Origin of the sequence: Tsukamurella sp. 8F (assembly GCF_029167375.1) — a bacterium.
GTDB lineage: Bacteria > Actinomycetota > Actinomycetes > Mycobacteriales > Mycobacteriaceae > Tsukamurella.
Window position 1 is genome coordinate 38989 of the sequence record NZ_JARFTP010000031.1, and the last position, 9844, is coordinate 48832.

The 9844-nt window shown below is 68.1% G+C and carries 14 protein-coding genes, 1 tRNA gene and 2 pseudogenes; 13 read left to right on the top strand and 4 right to left on the bottom strand.

Features of this window, described 5'->3' with window-relative positions:
* The first annotated feature begins 12 nt into the window (after positions 1–12).
* The 10 genes and pseudogenes from hadA (at position 13) to P0W64_RS18715 (ending at position 6778) form a co-directional block, all read left to right on the top strand.
* Positions 13–591, top strand: a complete 579-nt coding sequence (gene hadA / locus P0W64_RS18670; protein WP_275481672.1) for a (3R)-hydroxyacyl-ACP dehydratase subunit HadA — start codon at positions 13–15, stop codon at positions 589–591.
* Complete coding sequence (gene hadB / locus P0W64_RS18675; RefSeq protein ID WP_275481673.1) at positions 578–1003, top strand: (3R)-hydroxyacyl-ACP dehydratase subunit HadB; 426 nt, start codon at positions 578–580, stop codon at positions 1001–1003. The genes hadA and hadB overlap by 14 nt, the downstream gene beginning before the upstream one ends.
* Positions 1004–1138: 135 nt before the next feature.
* A tRNA-Trp gene (locus P0W64_RS18680) sits at positions 1139–1211 on the top strand.
* Positions 1212–1296: 85 nt separating this feature from the next.
* A complete protein-coding gene (secE, locus tag P0W64_RS18685) occupies positions 1297–1692 on the top strand; it encodes a preprotein translocase subunit SecE (protein ID WP_275481674.1) in 396 nt (131 codons plus the stop codon).
* A 64-nt stretch (positions 1693–1756) separates the two neighbouring features.
* Positions 1757–2599 carry a transcription termination/antitermination protein NusG gene (gene nusG, locus P0W64_RS18690; protein ID WP_275481675.1) on the top strand — a complete coding sequence of 281 codons (843 nt, stop codon included), beginning with the start codon at positions 1757–1759 and terminating at the stop codon, positions 2597–2599.
* Positions 2600–2668: 69 nt separating this feature from the next.
* The gene (gene rplK / locus P0W64_RS18695) at positions 2669–3100 is read left to right on the top strand and encodes a 50S ribosomal protein L11 (RefSeq protein WP_126195094.1); all 432 of its coding nucleotides are present in this window, start codon (positions 2669–2671) and stop codon (positions 3098–3100) included.
* 87 nt (positions 3101–3187) lie between these two features.
* Positions 3188–3460 (top strand): annotated as a pseudogene (locus P0W64_RS18700) (50S ribosomal protein L1); the annotation flags it as partial.
* Positions 3461–3521: 61 nt separating this feature from the next.
* Positions 3522–4820 carry an aminotransferase class III-fold pyridoxal phosphate-dependent enzyme gene (locus P0W64_RS18705; protein WP_275481676.1) on the top strand — a complete coding sequence of 433 codons (1299 nt, stop codon included), beginning with the start codon at positions 3522–3524 and terminating at the stop codon, positions 4818–4820.
* Positions 4817–6277 carry an NAD-dependent succinate-semialdehyde dehydrogenase gene (locus tag P0W64_RS18710; RefSeq protein WP_275481677.1) on the top strand — a complete coding sequence of 487 codons (1461 nt, stop codon included), beginning with the start codon at positions 4817–4819 and terminating at the stop codon, positions 6275–6277. Before P0W64_RS18705 ends, P0W64_RS18710 begins: the two co-directional genes overlap by 4 nt.
* Positions 6278–6325: 48 nt before the next feature.
* A complete protein-coding gene (locus P0W64_RS18715; protein WP_275481678.1) occupies positions 6326–6778 on the top strand; it encodes a PPOX class F420-dependent oxidoreductase in 453 nt (150 codons plus the stop codon).
* Here P0W64_RS18715 and P0W64_RS18720 read toward each other — a convergent pair.
* The 3 genes from P0W64_RS18720 to P0W64_RS18730 are packed head-to-tail and all read right to left on the bottom strand — an operon-like array spanning position 6775 to position 7671.
* The gene (locus P0W64_RS18720) at positions 6775–7029 is read right to left on the bottom strand and encodes a hypothetical protein (protein ID WP_275481679.1); all 255 of its coding nucleotides are present in this window, start codon (positions 7027–7029) and stop codon (positions 6775–6777) included. The two genes, P0W64_RS18715 and P0W64_RS18720, sit on opposite strands and share 4 nt — an antisense overlap.
* A gap of 10 nt (positions 7030–7039) precedes the next feature.
* The gene (locus P0W64_RS18725) at positions 7040–7456 is read right to left on the bottom strand and encodes a CBS domain-containing protein (RefSeq protein ID WP_275481680.1); all 417 of its coding nucleotides are present in this window, start codon (positions 7454–7456) and stop codon (positions 7040–7042) included.
* On the bottom strand, positions 7453–7671 hold the full coding sequence (locus P0W64_RS18730; RefSeq protein WP_275481681.1) for a hypothetical protein: 219 nt from the start codon (positions 7669–7671) through the stop codon (positions 7453–7455). The genes P0W64_RS18725 and P0W64_RS18730 overlap by 4 nt, the downstream gene beginning before the upstream one ends.
* Before the next feature lie 172 nt (positions 7672–7843).
* Here P0W64_RS18730 and P0W64_RS18735 point away from each other — a divergent pair, with 172 nt between their 5' ends.
* The 3 genes from P0W64_RS18735 to P0W64_RS18745 all read left to right on the top strand — a co-directional run bounded on the left by P0W64_RS18735 (position 7844) and on the right by P0W64_RS18745 (position 9477).
* The gene (locus P0W64_RS18735; RefSeq protein ID WP_275481682.1) at positions 7844–8086 is read left to right on the top strand and encodes a CsbD family protein; all 243 of its coding nucleotides are present in this window, start codon (positions 7844–7846) and stop codon (positions 8084–8086) included.
* 222 nt (positions 8087–8308) lie between these two features.
* Positions 8309–8881 (top strand): DNA starvation/stationary phase protection protein, encoded by a 573-nt coding sequence (locus P0W64_RS18740; RefSeq protein ID WP_275481683.1) that lies wholly within the window; start codon positions 8309–8311, stop codon positions 8879–8881.
* Between the two features lie 35 nt (positions 8882–8916).
* Complete coding sequence (locus P0W64_RS18745) at positions 8917–9477, top strand: type 1 glutamine amidotransferase domain-containing protein (RefSeq protein ID WP_275481684.1); 561 nt, start codon at positions 8917–8919, stop codon at positions 9475–9477.
* Between the two features lie 16 nt (positions 9478–9493).
* On the opposite strand, the pseudogene P0W64_RS18750 reads toward P0W64_RS18745, so the two are convergent.
* Positions 9494–9844, bottom strand: a pseudogene (locus tag P0W64_RS18750) (LLM class F420-dependent oxidoreductase); the annotation flags it as partial.

Genomic DNA, 9844 nt, shown 5'->3' on the forward strand with positions numbered 1-9844 from the left:
GGGTGACCCCCTGTGAGTAACGAAATAGAGGTGCCCGGCGGCTCCGTCAAGGAGAAGCTGACGCCGGAGGAGATCTCGGAGCGCACGCGCGCCGCGGTCGGTTACAACTACGAGTACAAGGACAAGTACCTCGTGGGCCGGGAGAAGATCCGCGAGTTCGCGTTGGCGACGCAGGCGACCGATCCGATCCACTTCGAGGTGGAGGCCGCCCGGGCGGCCGGCTACGAGGACATCGTCGCGCCCCCGATCTTCTTCAGCCTGTTCGGGATCATCGCGCACCGTCCGCTGTTCGACGAGGCCGTCGTCGGCTACGGCAAGGGCCAGATCATGCAGTCGGAGCAGAAGGTGGTCTTCCATCGGCCGATCGTCGCCGGTCAGGTCCTCACCTGCCATGTTCACTTCGACAGCTTCCGGCAGGCCGTCGGCGTCGACATGATCGTGACGCGGAACGAGATCCACGATCAGCACGGCAATCACCTGTGCAGCTCGTGGACCACTCTGGTCGGCTACTCCGGTGGTGGCGAGGACGATACGGCGGGCCCGGACTTCGAGGACGCTCTCGAGAAGGTGATGATGCATGGCACTGCGTAACTTCACGGACGTCCAGGTGGGCGACGAGCTGCCCGAGCGGACTTTCGAGCTCACCCGCGGCGATCTGGTCAACTACGCCGGCGTCACCGGTGACCCCAATCCGATCCACTGGTCCGACCACGTGGTCAAGCTCGCCGGGCTCGACGACGTGATAGCGCAGGGGATGCTGACGATGAGCCTGGGCTCGAACTTCGTCGCCGATTGGCTCGGCGATCCCGGCTCGATCAAGGACTACGCCATCAAGTTCATCAAACCGGTCTTCGTGCCGGCGGACGAGAAGGCCGTCCTGAAGTACTCCGGCAAGATCAAGTCGCTCGACCCCGAGACCAAGACCGGCGTCGTGTTCCTGACGGTCACCCAGGGGGAGCGCAAGGTCGCCGGTAAGCCGGTCGCTACAGTTCAGTTCGCCTGACGAGCGGTTTTTGGGTGCGGCGGCACGGTGCCGTACACTGAAGTGTCCGTGGTGGACGAGTGCGCGCTGGATCGTGAATCCGGCGCGCATGGCATGTGAGCCGCGGAACGGCCTCCCGGAGACGGGCAGGGCCGAAGGGGTGTAGCTCAGTTGGTAGAGCAGCGGTCTCCAAAACCGCAGGTCGCAGGTTCGAGTCCTGTCGCCCCTGCACTGGTGGGTAGCAGCCTTCGACGGCGGCGGTCACCGGCAGGCCCGTCGGGCCGCACGAAACGAACGACGTGGAGGGTGTTTGCGTGAGCGACGAGCGAGACGACGTGACCGAGGACGCGAAGAGCGCCGCGGACGACGCCGACGCCGCTGCTCGTCCCTCGGGTAAGCGCGGCTCACGCCGCGGGCGGGCGCTACTCGACGAGTCGGGCGCAGGTGAGTCCACCTCGCGTGGCGGGACGGCCACGCTGACGAAGCCGAAGGCGGCCAAGGCCACCGCGACGCAGAGCCGGAACCCGTTCGCCGCCGTGTGGTTGTTCCTGCGGCAGGTGGTAGCCGAGCTGCGCAAGGTCATCTGGCCGAACCGCAGGCAGACGGCCACCTACGTGATGGTCGTGCTGGTGTTCGTGGTCGTCCTGACCGCGTTCATCTCCGGCCTGGACATCGGGTTCGCAAAGCTCGTCCTCTGGGCCTTCGGCTGACAAGAGGAAGCACGACCCGCGCGGCCGACGGGCGCGTGAGCGACAAGGAAGGAATGTGGGCGCAGTGAGCACCCCGGAGTACGACGAGGCAGAGCAGGACGCCGCCCCGCAGGCGCACAGCGACCTCGCGGCGGACGGTGAGGCCGTAGCGGCCGGGGAAGCGCCCGCCGGCGAATCGACCGACGACGTGGCGACCGGCGAGACCGCCGTGGACGACGCGGCGATCGGAGAGAGCGCCGCGGACGACGATGCTGCCGAGGAGACCGCCGACGAGGTCGACCCCGTGGCCGAGCTGAAGGCACAGCTGCGCATCGCTCCGGGCGAGTGGTACGTCATCCACACCTACGCCGGTTACGAGAACAAGGTGAAGGCCAATCTCGAGACCCGCGTCCAGAACCTCGATGTCGGCGACTACATCTTCCAGGTCGAGGTCCCGACCGAAGAGGTCACCGAGATCAAGAACGGCCAGCAGAAGCGAGTCAACCGCAAGGTGCTGCCGGGCTACATCCTGGTACGCATGGACCTCAACGACGAGTCGTGGGGTGCGGTGCGCAACACGCCGGGTGTCACCGGCTTCGTCGGGCTCACCAGCAAGCCCTCGCCGTTGACCATCGGCGAGGTCGTGAAGTTCCTGCTCCCCGAGAGCGCGCGGCGTAAGCCCGCGAAGACCGCGGCGGGCGCGGATGTACCGGCCGCGGCGGCGGGAGCCGCGCCGCAGGGGCCCGCCGTCGAGGTGGACTTCGAGGTCGGCGAGTCGGTCACCGTCATGGACGGCCCGTTCGCGACCCTGCCCGCGTCGATCAGTGAGATCAATGCCGAGCAGCGCAAGGTCAAGGTGCTGGTGTCGATCTTCGGTCGCGAGACTCCCGTCGAACTCGCGTTCAACCAGGTCGAGAAGATCAGCTAGTCCCTCCGCACAGACTTCCCACGCCCCGACAAAGAGACACGGGTGTGGGGTGGATAAAAGGAAACAAGGATGCCCCCGAAGAAGAAGAAGGTCGCCGGGCTCATCAAGCTGCAGATCCAGGCCGGGCAGGCCAACCCCGCCCCGCCCGTGGGTCCTGCGCTGGGTCAGCACGGCGTCAACATCATGGAGTTCTGCAAGGCGTACAACGCCGCGACCGAGTCGCAGCGTGGCAACGTCATCCCGGTCGAGATCACGGTCTACGAGGACCGCTCGTTCGACTTCAAGCTGAAGACTCCTCCGGCCGCCAAGCTGCTGCTGAAGGCAGCGGGCGTGCAGAAGGGCTCGGGCGAGCCGCACAAGAACAAGGTCGCCAAGGTGACCTGGGATCAGGTGCGCGAGATCGCCGAGACCAAGAAGGAGGACCTGAACGCCAACGACATCGATCAGGCCGCGAAGATCATCGCCGGTACTGCTCGGTCGATGGGCATCACGGTCGAGTAACGAGGCGCGCGCCTCGTGGGAGGGCCCGCTTGGCCCGCAGAACCACACCCCTGCTCGGTACGCCGGGCAAGATACGAAAGAGCAACGATGAGCAAGAAGAGCAAGGCCTTCAAGGCCGCTACCGAGAAGATCGACAAGGACAAGCTGTACAGCCCGCTCGATGCTGTGAAGCTGGCCAAGGAGACCTCCTCCACCAAGCAGGACGCCACCGTCGAGGTCGCCATGCGCCTGGGCGTCGACCCGCGCAAGGCGGACCAGATGGTCCGCGGCACCGTCAACCTGCCGAACGGCACCGGTAAGACCGCGCGCGTCGTGGTGTTCGCCGTCGGAGCCAAGGCCGAAGAGGCTAAGGCCGCGGGGGGCCCCCCCGGGGGGGCCCCCGCGCCCCCCCTCGTCCAGACCACGACCGGAGGAGGGCAAGATGACCGTCGTCGACTCACAGGCCGCGGAGAGCGGCGCGGGTGCCGTCTTGGACGGGCCTGCCCTGTGGCCCGCGCAGGCCCACACCCCGACGGTGCTAGGTCGCCAGTTGGTCATCGACCGCGCGCAGGGCGCGTACGTCTATACCGCCGACGGACGTCGTCTCTTCGACGGGACCGCGGGGCTGTGGCACGCCAACATCGGCCACTGCCATCCGGAACTCGCCCATGCCGCGTTCGACCAGATGAACAGGCTCGAGACCTACCACACGTTCGCACGCTTCGTGAACGACAAGGCGCTGGCCCTGGGGGAGCGGCTCGCGGCGATCGCGCCGATCGAGCGCGCGAAGGTGATCCTGGGCTCCGGCGGATCCGACGCCATCGACGTCGCGTGCAAGCTGGCGCGCCGACACTGGCAGCGCGAGGGCCGCGCCGGCAAGACGATGATCGTCAGCCGCGAGTTCGCCTACCACGGGTTGCACGCCTATGGGACGTCGATCGCCGGCCTGCCGTTCAACCGCGAGGGTTACGGCACCGAGTCGCTGGTGCCGGAGACCGCCCGCGTCCCCGTACACGACGCAGACGCGCTGGCGAGCCTCATCGACGAGGTCGGTGCCGACAACATAGCGGCGTTCATCACCGAGCCCGTGCAGGGCACCGGTGGTGTCAACCCGCCCGCCGACGGGTACCTGGAAGCCGTGCAGCGGCTGTGCCGCGACAACGACATACTGCTGATCCTCGACGAGGTGATCACCGGATTCGGCCGGGTGGGAACGATGTTCGCCGCCGAGCGATACGGTGTGCGGCCGGACATGGTCACGTTCGCCAAAGGTGTCACGTCCGGCTACGCCCCGCTCGGCGGGGTGCTTGTGGCGCCCCGGATCTGGGAACCCTTCTATGTGGACGCGCCCGGGACGCCGATCTTCCGGCACGGCGCCACCTATGCGGGTCACGCGACCGCGGCGGCGGTCGCGCTCGCGCACCTCGACATCCTCGAGCGAGAGGAGCTCGTACCGCGTGTTCGGGAGCTCGAAACCGTTCTGCAGCAGTCGCTCGCGTCCATGGCGGAGCGGACCGACGGGGTCGTGGACGTCCGCGTTGCGGGACTACTCGGCGGAGTGACCCTGGCGGACCGCCTGTCGGCCGAGCGGGTGGCCGACGACCTGATCGAGACGGGCTTCATCTCGCGGCCGTTGCGCGGCAACACATTGCAGATCAGCCCGCCGTTCATCATCAGCGATGACGAGCTCGTCGGCTACGTCGACGCGATCGGCCGCGCAGTTGCGGAGGCGGATCGATGACCGTGACAGCTGTGGGTGCCCGTGAGGGGATGGCGATCGCCGACGGCGTGGTGGAGTCGCTCGGCCTGCCGTCGTCGGGCATAGACGTGCGCGACCCCGCGACGTCGGAGGTCATCGGGCGCGTACCGGATATCGATGTGCCGGGTGCGCTGTCCGCCGTCCATACCGCCGCGCGAGCCGGGGCCGAGTGGGCGCGGACCACACCGCGCGAGCGGTCCGATGCGCTGTACGCGTGGTGGCGACTGCTGGTCGACGATGCCGAGAGCATCGCCCATCTCATCACGCGCGAGATGGGCAAGCCGCTCGCCGAGGCGCGCGGCGAGGTGAAGTACGGCAGCGACTTCGTGCGCTGGTATGCCGAGGAGGCCGTGCGCCCTGGTGGCGGATACCGCGACGCCCCCGACGGCGGAGCCAGCATCCTCACGCGCCGCTCACCGGTCGGTCTCGCGGTACTCATCACTCCGTGGAACTTCCCTCTGGCCATGGCGACTCGGAAGATCGCACCTGCCCTGGCGGCCGGGTGCCCAGCCGTCGTCAAGCCCGCGACCGCTACCCCGCTGACGACGTTGTACGCGGTCCAGCTGGCCCGGAAGGCAGGGATCCCGGAGGATCTCGTCCAAGTGGTGACGACGTCCGATTCGGGTGCCTTCAGCGAGGCGGTCCTGCGCCAGGAGCAGGTCCGGAAGGTGTCGTTCACCGGCTCGACCCCTGTGGGCCAGCGCCTCATGCGCCTCGCCTCCGAGAACGTACTGCGTTCGTCGATGGAGTTGGGCGGCAATGCTCCTCTGTTGGTCTTCGACGACGCCGACCTGGAGCGGGCGGTCGCCGGCGCGGTGGCGGCCAAGCTGCGGAACGGCGGTCAGTCGTGCATCGCCGCCAACCGGATCTACGTGCAGGACGGTATAGCCGACGATTTCGTCGCCGCGTTCGCTGCGCGCCTCGCCGAGACGAAGGTGGGCAGCGGTTTCGCGGAGGGCACCGCGGTCGGTCCCCTGATCGATGATCGCGCTGTCGCACAGATGAGTGCCCTCACCGACGACGCGCTCGCGCGCGGCGCGGTACTGCGGGCCGGCGGTGCCGCGGTGGGCGGCGAGGGCAGCTTCTTCGTCCCGACGGTGCTCGACCGTGTCCCGGGGGACGCAGACGTCGTGCGCTCCGAGATCTTCGGGCCGATCGCGGCGGTGCAGCGGTTCTCGACAGAGGAGGAGGTACTCGGCCGGGCGAACGACACCGAATACGGCCTCGCCGGTTACGTCTTCACCGAGAACCTGGACCGTGCACTCGACGTCGCCGACCGCCTTCAGACGGGGCTCGTGGGCATCAATCAGGGCGTCCCCTCCAATGCCGCAGCGCCTTTCGGCGGCATCAAACAGTCGGGACTGGGCCGAGAGGGAGGCGCCGAGGGGCTCGAGGAGTATCAGAACGTGCGGTTCTACAACATCGCGCGGCGCCGGTGACCCGTCGTCCTTGACCTCAACCCGAGTCGAGGTCGTAGCGTCGGCGGCATGTTCACCGACTACGAGCTCGAATACCTCTCCGGCCAGCACCTGGGGCGGCTCGCCACCGCGGCACCCGATGGGACGCTACAGGTCAGCCCCGTCGGGTTCGGCGTCAACGAATCCCTCGGGACCATCGACATCGGGGGGTACAACATGGAGCGGAGCCGCAAGTTCCGCAACGTGCGTGACAACGGGCGGGTCGCGTTCGTGGTCGACGACGTCTACTCGACCGATCCGTGGCGCGTGCGCTTCCTCGAGATCCGGGGGACCGGAGAGGCACTCGCCGATCCCGAGGACTCCAGGGGGCACGCGGGTGCCGGGCCGATCATTCGGGTGTATCCGGCGCGCATCCTCACGCTCGCGCTGCTGCCGGGCGACCTCGACACCGAGCCGCATCTCGTCGGTATGCGCAGCCGCGACGTCGGTGTCGCCCGGACGGAGGGCCGACAGACGGGCTAGACGGACTCGCGAGTCCGGCTGGTGCGGTCGTTCAGGGCGCCGTGGCCGTCCCGTCTCGCGCAGTGGGCACAGCAGAACACATCCGCGTCGACCTGCACCCCGTGCCCCAGGACGCGGCATCCGCACGACGCACACGTCGGGGCGAGAGCGGTGATGGCGCACTCGAAACTGTCGAACTGCCAAGCGGTTCCGTTATGGATGACCGTGAACGCGGCGTCGTAGTCGTTGCCGCACGTGTGGCATGTGGTCATGCGCGTCTCCTCAGTCGTATGACAGAGCGGTGATCAGGTCACCGACGGTCGGCTCGGACAACGTTCGCGCGACATCGGCCTGGGCGATGATGCCGACGAGGCGGTGACCGTCGATGACGGGGATACGCCGCACCCGGTGGTGGCACATGGTGGCGAGCAGGTCGCCCGTGTCGTCGTCGGCGCCGATGGTGACCGCCTCGCCCTGCGCCGGTTCACCGGCGTGGACGGTGGCCGGATCGTGCCCGCGGGCGATCACCTTGGTGACTATGTCGCGGTCTGTGACGACACCCTCGAGGCGATCGTCCTTGCCGCACACCGGCAACGATCCGACGTGCTGTTCGTTCATGATGCGTGCGGCATCCTGCGCGGTGGCGGTGCTGTCGACGCATTGGACACGCGGATGCATGATCTCGCGGGCTGTCGTCATGATGTCTCTCCTCTCTCGGCCTGGACCGGTCGGCGGGAGTCGTCGGATGCCTGCAGACTCTCGGCGACCCGCATGGAGACGGTGCGCCTGGGACCTCCGGCGAGCGGCTCGAGCTCGACGTAGCTGAACGGCGCGCGGCGGATCGCCGCGACGCGGTACTGCACGCGCCGGCCCGTGGTCGACGGGGTACTCAATCGTGTTCCGCGTGTGATCATGTGGCGCTCCCTTCCGAGCGATCGGCCCGGTGCCTGTCCCGGGTCGGCCTTCGGGTACCCGCGGTCGTGCGCGACAAACCCCGTCCCGTGGGATTCGTGGACGTTTGGCGCCTGGACTCGTGGGTACCCGGCGTCCAGCCGTCAAACCCCGAAATGAAAGGGAGGGATATCGATGGCAGAGAACACCGGCCCCGCGGAGGCAGCGAAGGGTCTCACCGAGGACGTGAAGGGCAAGGCCAAGGAAGCCGCCGGCACCGTGTTCGGCCGGGACGACCTGGTCGACGAGGGCCGCGCCCAGCAGGACAAGGCCGCCGACCAGCGTCAGGCGGCCGAGCACGAGGCGAAGGCCGAGAAGAAGCGCATGGATGCCGAGAACGCCGAGGCCGGGCAGGCCGACGCGCAGCGGCAGCGCTGACCGGCCGGCGAGGTGGCGGGCGCCCGTCGGGCATCCGCCACCTCCGCACGTCGAGCGCGGGTGCCCGTTGGGCGTGGGGGACGTGACGACGCGGCCGCGAAGACGTTGTGGACGTCCGTACGGGTTTGCGCTGACGACGAGCAGGGTAGGCCTTTCGGAAGCGCTGCCCGGTCGGCACGAGCCGGCAGGGTGGACGACCGGAGCGACAGGAAGGACCACAAGATGACCACGACAGAGCATCCCGTCCCGGGCACTATCGAGTTCACCGTGCCTGGAATGGCGGACGGCGACGCACGATCCGTCGTCGACATCCTCCAGGACCGGCTGAATGCGCTCAACGATCTGGCGTTGACGCTCAAGCACATCCACTGGAACGTGGTCGGGCCTCAGTTCATCGCGGTGCACACGATGCTCGATCCCCAGGTCGACGCCGTGCGCCTGATGGCCGACGAGACCGCCGAGCGCATCGCCGCTCTGGGTGGGGTGCCGGTCGGGACTCCCGGTGCGCTTGCGGCGCAGCGTGGCTGGGACGACTACGACCTGGGTCGAGCCGATGCCATCGCCCATATGGGCGCGCTCGACGTGGTCTATGCGGGCGTCATCGAGGCGCATCGGCGGGCGATCGCCGATACGGAGGGCCCGGACCCGGTCACTCAGGACATGCTCATCGGGCAATCGCACCGGCTCGAGCAGTTCCACTGGTTCGTGCGGGCGCATCTGGAGGGTCCGAGCGGAACCCTCACGACTGCTGGCGCGGACACGGAGCGGACCGCCGCTCAACGCGCGCAGTCGTGAGGCGCCGCTACCGCACAGCGAGAAGGAGGAGACACGTGGTAGACGACATGCAGGGCAAGACGGTCGCGTTCCTGGTCGCACCCGAAGGTGTCGAGCAGGTCGAGTTGACGGAGCCTTGGCGTGCGGTCGAGAGCATAGGCGTCACACCGTGCCTGGTGTCCACACAGGCGGGGTCGGTGCAGGCGTACCGTCATCTCGACCGCGCGGACACGTTCCCGGTCGAGATGACGGTGGACGACGTCGTTGCAGACAGATTCGACGCACTCGTCCTGCCTGGCGGGGTGGCGAATCCCGACTACCTGCGCACTATTCCGGGTGCGGTCGGCTTCACGCGCCGGTTCTTCGAACTCGGCAAGCCGGTCGCCGTCATCTGCCACGGGCCGTGGACCCTCGTCGAGGCGGGAGTCGTGGACGGACGCTCCCTCACCTCATGGCCGAGCTTGCGCACAGATATCAGCAACGCCGGTGGGCACTGGACGGACAAGGCCGTGGTCACCTGCACGAGGGGACCTAACACGCTGATCTCGAGTCGCATGCCGGACGACCTGCCGGAGTTCTGCGCGACGCTCCGCGCAGAACTGCGGGGCGCGGAATAGCATTGCGGCCCGCCGACTACAGCAGGGCGTCGGCGGCAAGGCGCCAGTCTGCGCGGGGTGCGACGTCCATCGACGGCCCGAGCACCTGGAGCAGTACCGTGTCGGCGCCTGCGTCGAGGTGATCTCGAACCCTTGCGGCAGTCGCGTCGAGACCGTGGGTGACGAGCGCGGACTTGAGTCGATCGCTGCCCCCTCGCACGAAGTCCTCCTCCGAGAAGCCTTGGCGCACCCAGGATCTGCGGTAGTTGGGAAGCCCTGTGTAGACGTTCAGGTGATCGTGCGCGCGGCGACGCCACTCGTCGCCGTCGGCGGTGGGATCGATCACGCACGCCTGCTCCACCGCAAGCAGCCGGGCCCCGCCGCCCGC